Origin of the sequence: Paenibacillus cisolokensis (assembly GCF_050481165.1) — a bacterium.
Classification (GTDB): Bacteria; Bacillota; Bacilli; order Paenibacillales; family Paenibacillaceae; genus Paenibacillus_AH; species Paenibacillus_AH cisolokensis.
This window is the reverse complement of sequence record NZ_JBCNFP010000140.1, coordinates 1-16336: the sequence shown is the minus strand read 5'-3', so window position 1 is coordinate 16336 and position 16336 is coordinate 1. Positions and strand designations below refer to the sequence as shown.

Below are 16336 nucleotides of genomic sequence, written 5' to 3'. Positions count from 1 at the left end.
GATTCCGCCGGAATTTTTCGGCGGGAATAAAGACGGACGAAGGCCGCCCGCACCGACCGGGACCCGGAACTGCTCCGTCAAGCGTTTCCCGTTTCGAGTCCTTTTTGAGGCGCGGATTGAAACCGGTAACCGAATTGATGGGAGATCGCTTCCGCCGCCGCAAGCAGATCGGCCAGAATGTTATCCTCCTGCTCCCGGATCCGCGCCAAAGAGCCGACTACGCTGATCGTGCCGACGATGCGATGGGAAGCGTCCTTGACGGGGGCCGCCAGGCTGTAAGCGCCCGGTTCGATTTCTTCGTCCTCGATGCCGTATCCCCGTTCCCGGATTTGCTGCAGGTTGGCGAGCAGTTTCTTTTTATCCGTAATAGTCTTATCCGTCAGCGCGGCGAGCTTATTGTTGTTCAGGAAATTTTGCAGCTCGGCTTCGGACATATACGCCAAAAATACTTTGCCGGAAGCGGAGGCGTGCATCGGCAGCTTATGCCCCGCTCTTGAACTGATAATGAAGTAGTTGTTGGGCGATTCGACCTTGTCCACGCAAAAAATCTGTTCGTGCTGGTACACGTATAAATGTGAGGTTTCATGATACTTTTTGGTCAGATCGGTTAAATAGGCGTGGCCGATTTCCTTCAGATCAAGGCTTTGCGAGACGAGGTTGGCCTTCAGCAGAAATTCCAGGCCCAGCTTGTATTTGCCGTTATCCGGATTTTTATCGATGTATGAATAGGCGCTAAGCGTATTGATCAAGCCGTACACGGTGCTGATATTCAAGTTCAGCTTCTCGCTGATTTCCGTCAGCGACAGTTGGACGTGCAGGGAATCGAAACAGTTGATGATATCCAGGGCCCGCTGTACCGATTGGATCAGGCGGGGATGTTTATCGCTCACGAATGGGTGCCTCCCGTTAAAACAAAAATTGGCTACAATACTATCTTCCCGTTTGGTTATGATCATGTCAATAGGGATTTGTTATTGTTAAAACGCTGTTGGTCAAAAAAAGAGAGCAGTTACGGTTTCGTTGGCGTGTGCCGGTGCATGAGGAAAACCGCATTCCGTCCGACGGTGCCCGTATTGGGAAATTTTCGATTGACTCTCTGTTGAAGGCGTGATATTATATATTTCGTTGCCGCAAAACTTGGCAGCGTCGGAAAAACGCGGTCGTGGCGGAATTGGCAGACGCGCTAGATTCAGGTTCTAGTGGTGTAACAGCCGTGGAGGTTCAAGTCCTCTCGACCGCACCATATTTAACAATGAACGAGCTCTTGAATTGTCCTTTGACGATTCAGGAGCTTTTTGTATTTTTGACGGCACTTGTTTGGGGGTTATGTTTGATCTGTTCAATCGCGTTGTTCTGATCAATGAGAGCGCATTATTTCCCATTCCCACCGCCACGCCCGTCAGGATGAGGCTGGTTGGAGACAGGTCGCTCTGGCGGCGATAGGCAAGCAGAAAAATGATCAGAGCGGCGGTGACCCCGCCGATGAAGGCCAGCGCGGGCAGCAGGAAGCGGCTTGGCAGAGATGTCACTTGAAATCCTGCGATGACGAGCATGACGAACAGTCCGGAGCCCGCACTGATGCCAAGTGTGCCGGGACTTGCCATGTCGTTGCGGAGCAAGGTTTGCATGGCCGCTCCCGCCAACCCCATAACGGTGCCGATAAGGATAGCCGGTACGATGCGAGGTATGCGTAACTGGAAGATTATCGTCTCGTTGCGATCCGTTCCTGCTCCGAACAGCACATCGAGAATTTCACCGAGCGAAAGACTCATTTTGCCGGTTGTTAGACTGATAAATGTGGTGAGCAGCAACAGGGCGACAATGATTCAATTCACCGCAAGTCCGCTAACTTTAAGTCGCTTCATGACCATTCCCCCCTGACTTTGCGGGCGATATACAGGAAGAAAGGCACCCCAACGACAGCAAAAATAATCCCGAGCGGCGTTTCGGAAGGACGATTATACAGTCTTCCGAACAGGTCGGCGAGAACGAGAAAGGCTGCTCCGTAAAGGGCAGGCATTGGTATGATGTAGCGGTAATCAACTCCGATCAGGTAGCGCGCCGTGTGAGGAATAATCAGCCCGACGAATCCGATTGGCCCTGCGATGACTACCGCGATTCCGGTCAGAATGAGGACAATCCAGGTTGCGATGAACCGTATTTTCCGCGCTTGCAGGCCGAGTTCAGACGCAACCTCCTCTCCCATGCTTAGCATCGTTACGGATCGGGACAACGCAATGGCTAACCTTCGAGAATGAAAAAGGGGGTGACGATGGCCAGTTTCATCCAGGTAGCGCTCGCTGTGAAGCCGGATGACCAAAGCAACATATCCTTGCCAATCCGATATTTGATGATGATGGCGGAGGTTAGCGCGCCGAACAACATGGATATGGAGATTCCGGCCAGTACGAGGTGTTGCGGCGTCATGCTGCAGCCTCCAACGGAAGCAATGATATACGTGATTGAAGTTGCCAACGTTGCTCCGACGCAGGAATAGACCATGTGCGTGATATAGGAGGAGCCGGGAAGAATGGCGAGACAAATCGCGATGCCGAAAGCTGCTCCGGAACTGATGCCCATAAAACCTGAATAAGCTAACGGATTGCGTGTAGTGCCTTGCATAATTGCACCACAAATTGCCAGGCTTGCGCCGACGACAATATCCGCGATTGTTCGCGGCAGACGAAGGGCGCGGATAATTTGATGCTCATTCAGGTCAGGATTGTATTGAAAGACCGCTTGCCATGCTATGGACAGACTCATCCGGGCAGCACCGAAGGAGATCGAAGCAGCGACCAGAATGAGCAGCAGGAGCGCCCCAATGACCATATACAGTGTGAAAAGCCGGGCGCCGTGAAGGCGTCCGGCCTTGGAGCGGGAGGGCAACATAAGCGACAGTCTTCCAGGCGATTGATGTCACGGATGAGCAGGCCCGAGTGACACAGATCCGACGGCTTCTGCTCCATAACTGCGGTCTGAAGCAGAGAGGCGAGTTGGATGCATATGAATTCAGAATCCGAAATCTCCAGTTTGCTCAATTTAGCCGGTCACAAGAAAGGATGGTTGATCTCAAGCGAGCTTTTTCTCGATCCTTTCCAGTTTGTTGCAGATCTCTCCGTTTATAGCGGTCTATCAAATCGTAGCGGAGTTGTCAGGCACGCGTGGGAGCCCGCAGATATTGACCAGACAGCGATTCAGAGCTGGGGAATGATCGCGTTCCTGGCTTTGATCGCCTTGCTGTATATCGGGGTGATGTGCTCGCATATCACCGCCAGCATGTCGGGTTTCGTCACGGAAATCATCGTACCGGTGATGGAGGTTTTCAGGTATATTCCGGCGTCTGAGGAACGGCACGCTGTTTAAGGCCTGTTTCCGCCTTCCCGGCCAGTCTGCCGCAACAATGTGCAAACCGGGCAAAAAGTTGCAATTGATAACAGGAAGCCCCATCCCTTAGCATATGTTGCGAGATGTTAGCAGACATGGCCATAGATGATGGAAAGGAAGGGGAAAGATGGCTTATTTCGATCAATATGAAAGCATCTGCTATCGGCTTCAAGGCGATGTGAAGGAGACGCTCAGAGCGATCGCGGACCGGTACATCGGCGCGAATCCGATGCATCCGCCGGTGTTCCGGGCGTTTCGCACCGACGGCTTCCTGCGCAACGCGGAATATCAGTACATATTTGATCTGGACGCAAAATATCCTTTGCTCAGGAACGGACAATTCGTATATGCCTGGGCGAAGCTGTGGAGAGATCAGGCGGCGCCGACGCGCTTCAGCGTCAATTGTTACGGGCCGGTCATAATTTACCTGAACGGCGGCCTCGTGTTCCAATCGAAAATCATGGATGATGTGTTTCCGGAACGAAAAAATGTGTTTGCCGCGGAGGCCGAAGCGGGATGGAACCATATCGTGATCCGCTTCATGAAGACGGAGACGGGCTGCGGCGGACGATTCGGCACCGGCTCGATCAAAGGGATGCCGTTTCATGTGGCCGCACCGACCGCGGAAAGAGGGGGGCAGGAAGGCTGGATCTATACCGAACCGCTAGACGAACCTTTGCCTGTGGCGTCGCTTCCCGGGGCGGACACAAGCAGCGAAGCCGATACCGGCCTCATCTGGCATCCCCGGCCGGAGTGGAGTGACGAGGAGCGGTCGATGGGGCGTTTCGCCCGCATCTTCGGCCCGGAGTGCGGACGACGGGCGTATGCCTGGACGAAGCTGGCGAACCGTAACGTCGAACAGCGGGAGATCACACTGGCGGGCCGGACGGTAGGCAGGTTGACCGTCTATATCGACGGGCGGGAGGTGTACGAATCGCCGGAGTCATCATCGACTGCGTCATCACCGACGCCATCGCCGGCCTCCATTGGAGTCGAGACGTTCCGCATCACCGTTCCGCTCTCATACGGCGAACACGATCTGCTCGTCCGATCCGACTGTACGGACGGCGACGCATGGGGCTTTGATCTCGAGCCGTCCGAGGCAGGCGTATCGTGCATGCTGCCCGTTCCCGTGCACGGCGCGAGAGACGCATGGCTGTATCTCGGCACGTTCCCGAAAGGGGGGAAGAATCCGCCGGCCGCGGACATCTGCCGGATGGATGCGCTGTTTCCCGACGGCCGCGGCGGCACATATTGGCGTCTGGATGAGCCCTATATGGTGGTCCGCCCATATCTGGAAAACGCGCACTTCGGCAAATGGAACTATCCCCTCGGCGTGACGCTGTACGGTATATTTCAAACGGGGCTCACCCTGGACGATAGCGAAATGACGGAGTATGCGCAGCGTCATATCGAGCTGTGTACGTCCTATGACGAATATGCGCTTTGGGATAGGGAACGGTACGGGGCGGCCGCCATCAATCATCAGCTGTCGGCAATCGACAGCCTGGACGACTGCGGTTCCTTTGCCGCCGCCATGCTGACGGTTCTGGAGCATCGGCGACTTAAGGGCGCAAGAGCGGCCGCGGATCGGGTGGCGCATTACATCTCCCGCGTGCAGGATCGGCTGCCCGACGGGGCGCTGTATCGCGTCCGCGGAAGCACGGAATTCATGAAGGACACGATGTGGTGCGACGATCTGTACATGAGCACACCTTTCTTGCGGCGTTATTATAAGCTGACCGGAGATCGCGCGTACCTGGACGACGCGGCGAAGCAATTTTTGCTGTACAAAAAATATTTGTATATGCCCGACCGGCAGATCATGTCCCATGTGTACGACTTCAAGTTCGGCAAGCCGACGGGCATCCCGTGGGGAAGAGGCAACGGCTGGGTGCTGTTCTCTCTTTCGGAGGTGCTCGAGACGCTTCCGGAAGATCATGAGCTTCGGCCTGAGCTGATACGGTTCTTCAAGGAGCTGTGCTGCGGCTATTTGCGGTTGCAGGGAGCGAACGGCTTGTGGCACCAGGTGTTGACGATGCCGGAATCGTATGAGGAGACCTCCTGCACCTCCATGTTTGTTTACGCATTCTCCAGGGGTATCCGTTTCGGCTGGCTGGACGACAAGCAATCGTATGCGGATGCGGCGCTGCGGGCGTGGGAAGGGATGACCAGGCGCGCAATTGACAGGAACGGCAACGTCTATGGAGTATGCCGCGGCTCAGGGTACTCTTTCTCTCCGCTGTATTATAAGGACGAACTGTCGTGGAATCTCAACGATACTCACGGCATCGGCATCGTGCTGCTGGCCGGCATCGAAGTGGTCCGCCTGCAAAGCTTCCTAGGAAGGTAGTGGGCGTACGGGAAAAATTCGGAATCGTCAAATGATGAAATGACCGTTAGGGAATCTCCCTGGCGGTTTTTTGTGCAGTTGAAGACTCGGTAATACTTCGCAGAAAAGCGTGTTAGCGTCCCGTCCGTCTAAAAAAGGCCAAACCCTTCAAAAAAGTCCAAACCGATAAAACGACGTTGACAAAAATGTCTTATTGTCGGTAAATGCAGCGGCCGATAACGTAATATTCAAGACATTATGCCGCGCTGCTTCTGCATCGGTTTTAAACGAAAGGCAGGGTTCTCAGTTGAAAAACAATATCGCGTTGGACACGCCGGAAGCGTCGGAAGCGCCGCAGGCGATTCGCAGCCCGGGCAAGGCGGCCATCCTGTGGAGAAACCTTTTGAAAGAGAAATATTTGTATATGCTCGCCCTGCCGGGGCTTGTCTATTTTCTTATCTTCAAATATTTGCCGATGGCCGGAATCGTGATCGCCTTTCAGGATTTTTCACCGTTTCTCGGCATTGCCGACAGCGCATGGGTCGGCTTCAGCCACTTTGAACGGCTGTTTTCGAATCCGGACTTCCCGATTCTGTTCCGCAATACGATGGCCATCAGTCTGATGAATCTGGTGTTCTTTTTTCCGATGCCGATCATCCTGGCGTTGCTGCTGAACGAAGTACGCAGCTCGCTCTACAAAAGAGCGGTGCAGTCGATTATCTACCTGCCACACTTTCTGTCATGGGTCATCATATCCACTTTGACGTTCATCATGCTTTCGTCGGACGGCGTCGTCAATCTTCTGATCGACCATTTCGGCTTCAGCAAACGCAATTTCCTGACGAATCCGGATATTTTCTGGTTCATCCTGACCGGTCAGACGATGTGGAAGGAAGCGGGCTGGGGGACGATCATCTTCCTCGCGGCCATAGCCGGCGTCAATCCTCAGCTGTATGAGGCGGCGCGCATCGACGGAGCCAGCCGCTTCCGCCAGATCTGGCACATCACGCTGCCGGCGATTCGCAACGTAATCTTCATCATGCTCATCCTGCGGCTCGGCGATATTATGGAGGTCGGATTCGAGCAGGTGTTCCTCATGTATAACGGCGCCGTCTCCGACGTAGCCGAGGTGTTCGACACTTATGTGTACCGGACCGGTGTGCAGCAAGGCCAGTTCAGCTACAGCACGGCGGTCGGGTTGTTCAAATCGGTCGTCGGTCTCGTGCTCGTGATCCTGTCCAACCTGCTCGCCAAAAAATTTGGCGAAGAAGGCGTCTACTAACACGAAAGGGGATGACAACGTGAAGTCAGGCAATCAAGATAGATGGTTTGCCCCGGCTAACGCCGTCATACTAGGCGCAATCGCGCTGTTGACGCTGTTTCCGATCTACTATGTCGTCGTCGTGTCGTTTACCGATCCGAATGAATATATTCGCAAGCCGCTGGTCCTGTTTCCGGAGAAGTGGTCGCTCGATTCGTACAATTATTTGTGGTCCACGAGCGCCTTTCCGAAGGCGCTGGGCGTCAGCGCCTTTCTCGCGGCGGTCGGAACGGCTTGCAGCCTGGTCGTCACTTCGACGCTCGCTTACGCCTTGTCGCGCAAAAGATTTCGCGGGAGGCGCACGATCCTGCTGCTCATCCTGTTCACGATCCTGTTCAGCCCGGGCATCATTCCGAATTATTTGCTGATCCAGCAATTGGGGCTGATCAACAGCATATGGGCGGTCATCCTGGCGTCGTTGACGAGCGGCTGGCACGTCATCCTGATGCGCGGCTTCTACGATGGGCTTCCCGCCGAATTGGACGAAGCGGCCGCCATAGACGGATGCAACGACATTACGGCATGGTTCCGCATCGTGCTGCCGCTGTCCATGCCGGCGCTTGCGGCGTTTGGTCTTTTCTTCGCCGTGGCGTTCTGGAACCAGTTCTTTAACGCGCTGCTGTATCTGAACGACCCGAGCAAATGGCCGATCCAGGTGCTGCTTCAGAACATGTTGATCGACAATTCCAGCAGCAGCCTCGGCGATGTGGACCCGCTCATCCAGCCGCCGCCCAGCGAGACGCTGAAGATGGCCGCCGTAGTCATCTCGATCACGCCGATCGTCATGGTGTATCCGTTCTTGCAGAAGCATTTTGCGAAAGGCGCCATGGTCGGTTCCATCAAGGGATGACGGGAGCCGGATATGATGCGAGGGCTGCAGCTAAAGAACGGCTGAAGACCCCCAGAGGTGATGGGAAGCTCGGACTTGTGTTCCGGAATTCTTAATCATATAAGCACAAAAATTGTTAAAATGGAAAAGGGAGGAGAACAAACACATGCAGCAGATGAAAAAACGCTATGCCATCCTGCTGTCGGCATTCCTGACACTCGTGCTGGTGTTGAGCGCATGCGGGGGAACAGCAGGAAACGGCGGCGGGCAATCGGGAAGCGGCAGTCAGCAAGCAGGGAGTGGAGGAAGCGCCGGAAACAGCGGCTCATCGGGAGCAGAGCCCGTGAACATCACCATTATGAGCCATTTCTTCAATACAACTCCCCCGGCAGCGGACAATCCGGTCGAGCTGGAGATTGAAAAAGCGACGAATACGAAGCTGGATATCCAGTGGGTTTCGTCCAACAACTACGGCGACAAATTCAACGTGACGCTGTCTTCCGGAAAAATGCCGGATCTGATTCTGGTAAATGATCCGTTCAACCCGGTGTTCCTGCGCGCCGCGAAACAGAACGCGTTCTGGGACGTATCGCCGTTTATTCAGGACTATCCGAACATTACTGCGGGCATCCCGGATATCGCCTGGGAGCTGACGAAGATCGACGGCGCCAACTACGGCGTGCCGCGTCCGCGTCCTGCCGAAGGCGAAGCGTTCTTCGTCTTCCGAAAGGATTGGCTTGACAATCTCGGGCTGGATGCTCCTCAGACCGCCGATGAATTGTATGCAGTGATGAAAGCGTTTGTAGAAGACGATCCGGACGGCAACGGGAAGCGCGACACGGTCGCCTTTGCCGGACAGGTGAACGCTTCGGACATGGGCACGCTGGCCAGGTTCGAGCAGTTCTTCACGAAGTCGACCGGAGAGTGGGCGCTGCGCGACGGGGAGCTGGTCTTTACGGCGCTGCTGCCGGAAACGAGGGAAGCTCTGGAATACTTGAACCGGGCTTATCATGACGGCCTCATCCCCGCCGATTTCGCGTCGCTGAAGCTGACCCAGGTCAAAGATATGTTCAAGGCCGGCACCGCGGGCATCATCGTCGAGAAAGCGGGAACGATGCAGGAATATTATGAAGCGTTAAAGGCGGCGGATCCGAATTTTGAGTTTATGAATCTTCTGCCGATTGTTCAGATCGACGGATATAATCCGAAAGGTCCCGGATTTGCCGGCATCAATGCGATCCCGAGAAGCGTCCCGGAAGAGAAGCTGAAGGCGATCCTGCAGATGATCAACGACTGGATGGAAGAAGACGTCTTCCTGCTCCATTCGCAAGGTATCGAGGGTGTTCATCATAAGGTGGAGAACGGCGAGATCGTGATCGATTCCGAGAAGGTGCTGGCCGACGGAATCGGGGACTTTAACCAGATCGTGTATGTAGCCGACCCTTATGCAAGCTCCGTCAAGACGACGTTCCCTGAGGAAGTGCAGCAGCTCTACAAGCAGATTCAGGACGAACGGGCCCGTACAAGCGTAGCCGACTTTAGCCTTGGCTTGTACTCCGAGACGGCGCTTGCCTATCTGCCGGAGCTGCGCAAAAATCAGCAGGATCTGAAGACGAAGGTCATACTGGGCAGCGCTTCGCTCGAAGAGTGGGACAAGTTCGTCGAGCAGTTAAGCAACGATCCGAGCTTTATCAAGATGACGGAAGAGATCAACGAATCGTACAAAGCCAGAAACAGCTGACCGTACTTGTCATGCAGCATGTGCAGCCGGGATATGGCGCTCCCCTTGTCCCGGCTATTTTTTGTGCTTCCCCGTGACACAATGATGGAGCAAGAGAGGGGTTGTCTATGAAAATCGCGACGTGGGTACAGTGCTGCATGCCAAAAAGCAAACGTTATCGAAGAAGCTTGATCCTTGCGCTGCTGATGATGAGTCTGCCCGGACTTGCAATCGGTTTCATCATTTTTATCGTCAGCACGACCCAGATCGAAAGAGAGCTTCAGGCCGTCCATCAGAATCAGTTGAAGCAGATGGTCAAGACGATCGACGACCAACTGTCGTATCTCGAGCAATCGATGGCTCATTGGGCATTTGACTTCCAGTTTAACGAGAGCTTGAAAGAGATCGATTTTGCCTACAAATATGAACAAATTCATGATATATACCGGACGCTGCTCATCATAGAAGGCTCCAACACGCTGGTCGATCATATGGAGCTGTATGTGAATGAGCCGGATCGGATCGTCTTTACCAAAGAGGGATATCGGTTCATCGATGATGAAGAGGATGCGGCAAGCCATTACGAGTCCTATCTTCATCATTCTTCGTATTTGTACTGGCAGTTGAATGCCGGCGGCAAGGGAGCATCGCTCAGGCTGGTCCACAAAATTCCCGGCATCAGCAGCGAGCCGTTCGGAGCGCTGATCATGTATCTGCACGAAGGCAGGCTGCGGCAGCTGCTGGAGATGTTGACGCCTTATAACGGAGGCACGACGTTCCTGTACGAGAAGGATGCGGGATGGCTGGTCAACCGTGCGGACAGGGAGGCTGCATTGGACGAGGCGGTGCTGGAACGGCTGCTGGAGAAAGACGATCCGTCCGGCACGTTCTTCTACGATTGGGAGCACAAAGCGTATTCGGTCATGTATGGCGTGCTGACGCGGCTCGGAACGGACTGGATCTATGCTTCCGCCGTGTCGCTAGACAGCATCACGAGCCCGGTCATCGCCATCTCCCAGCTGATCATCGCCGCAAGCTCGCTCATCCTGCTTGTCGCGATCGCGCTGTCATGGCTCGCTTCGCGCCGATTGTACTCACCCGTGGAACATCTGGTGAACAAGATAACGGAACATAAGGCGGAAACGGGAAGAAAAACCGCGAGCGAATTTGAACTGATCGAATCGCAATGGAACGATTTGTCCAAGGAAAGCGAGCAGATGCAAAATCTGCTTCACCGCCAGCTGCCGCGTCTCAGGGAGGGATTTTTGCTGCAGCTGTTGAACGGATACATGTATTCTTATACGGAGGAAGAACTGGCCGCCCAGATGGAAAGCGTCGGAAGAGCGGCCGACGGGCGGGTGTACAGTCTCGCGTACGTCCAGTTGATGGGCATCTCCAAGGAAAACGGCAAATTTTCCGTCGGCGACGAAGGTCTCGTCACGTTCGCCGCCGCGAATATGATAGAGGAATTGCTGCAGCAGTTCGAAGTTCAGGCCGATGTCATCAATTTTCATGATTTGTCAGTCGGGACGCTCATCTCCTTGCCCTCTTCCGTAGAGAGAGCAAGCTTCGGCGACGTGGTCAAAAACATCACGGAAGAGATCATCGCTGCCGTCGACCGGATGCTGCATATGGAAGTGATCGTGTGCATCGGCCGTACGACCGGTGCGCTCAAGGAACTGCCGTCTATCCTGGAAGAAGCGAAGATAGCGGTCGGATTCCGAAACGTCAATGTCGGCAATCAGATCATCGAGATCGAGAAGCTGGGCGGAGAAAACCGGGAACAACATCTGGAATATCCGTTCGACCTGGACAAGCAGATCGTGCATGCGGTGCGGATCGGCAAGGAAGAGGAAGCGATGGAGAGGCTGCACGATTTTGTCCGCGCATTGTCCGAGCAGAACGTAAGCGAATCGGCCATGAAGCAGGGCACGCTACATCTGCTGGGCAGCATCATGCACGTCGTGATGCAGTCGGGTCTAGATCTGCAGACGATCTATGACGGGGACAATCTGTACGAGCAGCTGGGCCAAATCCGGGAGCCGTCCCAGCTGGCAGAATGGTTCCGGTATAAGGTCATCCGACCGTTCGTAAGAGAGATTGCGCAGAAACAGAACATGCAGACCCGGCTGCTGATCGAAAAGGCCGTCGAAATGCTGCATCGGGATTACAAGAAGGATATCTCGCTCGATTTGTGTGCCGACGCCTTGAATATCAGTCCGTTTGTATTAAGCAAGATGTTCAAGGAGGTCGCCGGGATCAACTTTATCGATTATCTGACCAATATCCGGCTGGAGAAATCCCGGCAGCTGCTGCGCGATACGGATCTGAAGATCAGCGAAGTGGCGGAAGAGGTCGGGTACCAGCACAGTTATTTCAATCGGATATTCAAGAAGCAGGAAGGCGTGACGCCTACCCAATACCGGGAGATGAGCAGGTTGAAGACCTAGGGGAGCGGGAGGCGGGCTTGGTGTAAAGGGGGAAACGAGGTTGGTGCAATCATCAGCTTTTATGGAAACATTCCGGGAACCGGCCGCCAAGTATGGCATCCATCCGTTCTGGTTCTGGAACGGCGATATGGACGATGCGGAGATCGTCCGGCAGATCGGGGAGATGGCGGACAAGGGCGTCGGCGGGTTCTTCATCTGTCCGCGGCAAGGGTTGAAGGTGCCTTATTTATCAACGGCATGGTTTCAGAAAGTGCGGCTGGCGGTCGAGCAAGCGGCCGCGTTCGGGCTGGAAGTGTGGCTGTACGACGAGTACCCGTATCCGAGCGGGATCGCCGGGGGAGAGGTCGTCCTGGAGCATCCGGACGCCAAGCATTGCACGCTGGTCCATCGGACGGCGCGGGTCGCGGGCGGGGAAATGTGCTCGCTTGAGCTGCCTTGGGCGAGACTGCTGTATGCCAGGGCCGTCCCCGTCGATCCGGCGACGGGGAGAAGGGAGTGGGACCGCGCGCTGGATGTGAGCGGCTCGGTCGGCAACTATCAGGCGGAGCCGGTGTTCCAGAAGGTCGGCCTAACCGCGTATAACCAGAAGCGGTTCTTCACATACGCGACGATCAAGAAGCTGCTGTGGACGGCTCCCGCAGAAGGCGGCGCGGTTGCGGAATCGGAGCGGGAGTGGGAGTGGGAGGTCCATTGTTTCCTGGAGGAAGAGGTCGCGGATTTCAAATATTACGGCACCTATGTCGATCCCTGCAACGAAAAGGCGATGCGGACGTTCATCGAACTGACGCATGAGCGGTATGCGCGGGAGCTGGGCGAGCACTTCGGCAAGACGATCAAGGGCGTGTTCACCGACGAGATCGGCCTGCTCGGCAAGCTGCCATGGTCGCCGAAGCTGCGCCAGGCGTTCCGCGAGCGGAACGGATACGATCTGACGGATCATCTGCCCGCGCTGCTGTATGCGGATGCCGAAGGCTTCGCGAAAATCCGCTATGATTACTATCAAACGGTGCATGAGCTCATCCGCCGGGCTTATCATCAGCAGGTGTACGACTGGTGCGAGCGGCACGGTCTGCTGTATGCGGCGGAGGTGCCATCGGTGCGGATGGCGACGCAGCGGTACAGCCATGTGCCGGGAGGCGACAGCGGACATGAGAAGCTGGGCCGGCCGCTCGGCTGGATCCTGGACCGCTACGCGTACAGCTTGCGCTACAATCCGAAGATGATCAGCTCGATTGCCAACCAGTTGGACCGCAAGCGGGCGCTGATCGAATGCTTCCACAGCGTCGGCTGGTCGATGACGCTGCAGGACGCGAAGTGGATGATCGACCGGCTGGCCGCCTTGGGCGCGAACTTCTTCAATTTTCACGCCTTCTTCTATACGCTGGACGGCTTGACAAAGCATGACGCACCGCCGTCGCAATTTGTACAGAATCCTTACTGGCGCTACTTCGGCAAGCTCGGCGGCTATGTGCGGCGCATCAGCTATGCGATGACGTGCGGCAAGCCGGTGCGGCCTGTCGCGGTGCTCGATCCGACGACGACGTTCTGGACGCATATGGGCAATCCTTTCCACGAGTTCGGTTATGGAGGCGTCGACGAGCGGGAGAAGGCCGCGCTGGAGGCGCTTAAGCTCGAGTGGCGCGAGATTTGCAAGACGTTGACGCTGCATCAGCGGGACTTCGATCATCTCGATCCGGAGATCCTGTGTGAGGCCGAGGTGCGAGACGGGCGGATCCGGATCGGCAAGGCCGCTTACGAGGTCGTCGTCATCCCGCCGGTGCGCAATCTGGAAGCCGCGGCCTGGCGCAAGCTTAAGGCGTTCATGTACGCGGGCGGGAAGGTGATCGCCTGCGGCAGTTTGCCGCAGCAGTCGATAGATGGCTCGGACGAAGTGCCGCGGGAGATGGCGGAAATGTTCGGGGAGCGGAAAGCGGAGGACGACGGCGCCGCAGATGCGAGCGGCGGCAAGGCAGATGCGAGCGGTTCGGGGTCGCCTGTGCCGACGGGCTATCCGGCGCATGCGGGAGGCGGCGGCCGGAACGGCGCCTATACGGTCGGCAGCCATGAGGAACTGGTGGAGTTGCTGGACGCGATCTTGCCGGAAGAGGTCGTCTTCGCGGCGAACGAGCCGGGTTCCTTCCTTATGCAAAGGCGCATGATGGATGACGGTGCGATGCTGGTCTTCATCTCGCAACAGGAAGCGGGTGAGCAAGAGGCCCGGTTGATTTGGCCGCGCATGAAGGGAGCGCTGCGCGAGACGCCGCGTGATGAGCCGGCGCAATTCGGGATACCACATATTGGAGAGAACAAGCAGCCATCCAAGATCGCGGAGGTCTGCCGTCTGTGCCTGGAGACCGGCTGCGCGGTGCCTTTGTCCGTGGAGACTTCGGAGGACGGGGAGTGGGTGTCGCTGCACTTCGCTCCGTACGAATCTCATCTGCTGCTCGTACGCTATTCCGAAGCAGAAGGAGGCAAAGCGGAGTTTGCCGAAGATGCGGAATATGCGGAGGCCACGGCTGCGGCAGGAAACTTGGACGATTCGGAGAAGTCTCCTCTCGCCGCCCGTACAGCGGAGTGGGTCTGGGAGCCCGAGGCGAAGCGTCCCTGGACGGTTCGGCCGGAGCATCATAACGCGCTGCGTCTCGACACCTTTGAACTGCGAGTCGGCCGGTCTGAAAGCGACTTGCCGGAGCGCGGCGCTGTTGTCCGGGTCAAAACGTTCATTGACCAATGCAGCGATATTGCCGATGAGCAGCATGTGCCGCTCGCGTTCGAGCAAATCTTCGGCACTCCGATGCAGATGAGCGCCGCATATCCGATTTGTGCGGTCTACACAGTGTCATTCGCTATAGAGCACATACCAGACAAGTGCGAGCTGATGATGGACCGTGGCGCGATCAGCGGCGAATGGGTCGTCCTTGTGAACGGGCATGCAATCCGCAGCGTCGATCTGCAGGAGACGTTCGTCTACGATGCGATGAACCGCCGCGCTGACATCAGTCGATATATCAGAAGCGGGATCAATACTTTGGCCGTAGAGGTGGAGGTCTCGCATGATTGGGACGGCGTGGTAGACGCGATCTACTTGCTCGGAGAATTCGGCGTGCGGCATGACGGACGGATGCACATCTTGACGAAGCCGCCGGTCACATGCTCGCTGAGCGGGGATGTGATCGCGGGATACCCTTACTATGCCGGAACATTTTTGCTGCTGCGGACGGTCGAGATCGCAGAGCTGCCGGAGGAAGAGATGTTCTCGCTTCGTTTCTCCGACTGGGATCCGAACTTCCACGACTGCGCGGAAGTGATCGTCAACGGCGTGCCGCTCGGCGCCCGGCCCTGGACCCCCTACGTATGGAGCGGACGCACGGAACTGCTGCGGCAAGGGGAGAATGAAGTGGAGGTGCGGATCACGACTTCGCTGATCGGCATGCTGGAGGGCAAGCGTTTCGATTACGCGACGCATACGCTGCAGCCGGCGATCGATCCGCCGTCGGGATGACGGATCGGGCGGTAACGGACCTCTGTCAATGTACTCGAAAATGCTTTTCTCGGCTTTCGCACGGTTTTCATACTTGTTCAGGTGATGACAAGTATTATCATGACAGTTGCTTATTCGGCTCGTGCTTCCGGCCATGGAATAGAGCTGAAGCTGCATCTGATCATCGTGAGAGGCATATTGGTTGCCGCTTTATTGGGCTGCTGACGGCCGTACGTCTGCCTAAGCGCCTGCAGCACCAGCATTCGGTCGCTCATATGCCAACCGATGATCTAACGGGAGTATAAGTCCATGACGCTCGACAAGTTCAGCCAGCCTTTTCCGGTGGCCAGTGATATAAGAGACAGGACGTAGTCGGCTATTTTCCTGTCTCTCCTTTCCGAACCGGACATGCACCTTTCAGCGTATCCGTCCCTCAAATGTTGCCGATTGTGAAAACAAACAAATATCAATTTTAAAGAGGTTAATGGGGTTATTTTACGTATCGTGGATTTGAATACGTCAGCGAACGCGAGGTAGCGGCTTACTTGAAAGAACATCAAATAAAGTGCGTTTTGCTTAATGTCCAGGATCATTTTTTGTACCGGAATATATCGGCTGTATTCTATTTAGCTGCGCGGCAATACGTACGAAGTAGACAGCGAGCTTGCCCGCCAAAAAGTAGTCGCGGTATGATCCGTCTGACCTGATCAAGGTGCAGGTATGGCAGGACGGACAGTGGTAGGGACGGTCCGGAGTAATCGTCAAGCCTCTGCCGGACGATCTGGATAGGAGAATGGATCCCATTAACGATCTAGCTAT

General features: G+C 55.7%; 11 protein-coding genes and 1 tRNA gene. 8 read left to right on the top strand and 4 right to left on the bottom strand.

What is annotated here, in order from left to right; genetic code table 11:
- Positions 1–77: 77 nt before the first annotated feature.
- The gene (locus tag ABEV74_RS19960) at positions 78–890 is read right to left on the bottom strand and encodes an IclR family transcriptional regulator (RefSeq protein WP_062493594.1); all 813 of its coding nucleotides are present in this window, start codon (positions 888–890) and stop codon (positions 78–80) included.
- 266 nt (positions 891–1156) lie between these two features.
- Between ABEV74_RS19960 and ABEV74_RS19955 the strand changes: the two genes are divergently transcribed.
- Positions 1157–1243: transfer RNA gene (locus tag ABEV74_RS19955), tRNA-Leu, on the top strand.
- On the opposite strand, the gene ABEV74_RS19950 is transcribed toward ABEV74_RS19955, so the two are convergent.
- Genes ABEV74_RS19950 through ABEV74_RS19940 form a run of 3 tightly spaced genes read right to left on the bottom strand, consistent with a single transcriptional unit; the run spans position 1197 to position 2889 of the window.
- A complete protein-coding gene (locus tag ABEV74_RS19950; RefSeq protein ID WP_430148995.1) occupies positions 1197–1811 on the bottom strand; it encodes a FecCD family ABC transporter permease in 615 nt (204 codons plus the stop codon). The two genes, ABEV74_RS19955 and ABEV74_RS19950, sit on opposite strands and share 47 nt — an antisense overlap.
- Before the next feature lie 50 nt (positions 1812–1861).
- Positions 1862–2206, bottom strand: a complete 345-nt coding sequence (locus ABEV74_RS19945) for a FecCD family ABC transporter permease (protein WP_430148865.1) — start codon at positions 2204–2206, stop codon at positions 1862–1864.
- A 35-nt stretch (positions 2207–2241) separates the two neighbouring features.
- The gene (locus ABEV74_RS19940; protein ID WP_430148862.1) at positions 2242–2889 is read right to left on the bottom strand and encodes a FecCD family ABC transporter permease; all 648 of its coding nucleotides are present in this window, start codon (positions 2887–2889) and stop codon (positions 2242–2244) included.
- 114 nt (positions 2890–3003) lie between these two features.
- Here ABEV74_RS19940 and ABEV74_RS19935 point away from each other — a divergent pair, with 114 nt between their 5' ends.
- From ABEV74_RS19935 to ABEV74_RS19905, 7 genes are all read left to right on the top strand, one after another.
- Positions 3004–3363 carry a hypothetical protein gene (locus tag ABEV74_RS19935; RefSeq protein WP_430148860.1) on the top strand — a complete coding sequence of 120 codons (360 nt, stop codon included), beginning with the start codon at positions 3004–3006 and terminating at the stop codon, positions 3361–3363.
- Between the two features lie 148 nt (positions 3364–3511).
- Positions 3512–5737 (top strand): glycoside hydrolase family 88/105 protein, encoded by a 2226-nt coding sequence (locus ABEV74_RS19930; protein WP_430148857.1) that lies wholly within the window; start codon positions 3512–3514, stop codon positions 5735–5737.
- Between the two features lie 403 nt (positions 5738–6140).
- Entirely contained in the window at positions 6141–6998 is an 858-nt protein-coding gene (locus ABEV74_RS19925) for an ABC transporter permease (RefSeq protein WP_430148993.1), read from the top strand.
- 19 nt (positions 6999–7017) lie between these two features.
- Positions 7018–7887 carry a carbohydrate ABC transporter permease gene (locus tag ABEV74_RS19920; protein WP_430148855.1) on the top strand — a complete coding sequence of 290 codons (870 nt, stop codon included), beginning with the start codon at positions 7018–7020 and terminating at the stop codon, positions 7885–7887.
- A gap of 145 nt (positions 7888–8032) precedes the next feature.
- Complete coding sequence (locus ABEV74_RS19915) at positions 8033–9607, top strand: extracellular solute-binding protein (RefSeq protein WP_430148853.1); 1575 nt, start codon at positions 8033–8035, stop codon at positions 9605–9607.
- 107 nt (positions 9608–9714) lie between these two features.
- Positions 9715–12036, top strand: a complete 2322-nt coding sequence (locus tag ABEV74_RS19910; protein ID WP_430148851.1) for a helix-turn-helix domain-containing protein — start codon at positions 9715–9717, stop codon at positions 12034–12036.
- A gap of 43 nt (positions 12037–12079) precedes the next feature.
- Positions 12080–15538 (top strand): glycosyl hydrolase, encoded by a 3459-nt coding sequence (locus tag ABEV74_RS19905; protein ID WP_430148990.1) that lies wholly within the window; start codon positions 12080–12082, stop codon positions 15536–15538.
- The last annotated feature ends 798 nt before the right edge of the window (positions 15539–16336 follow it).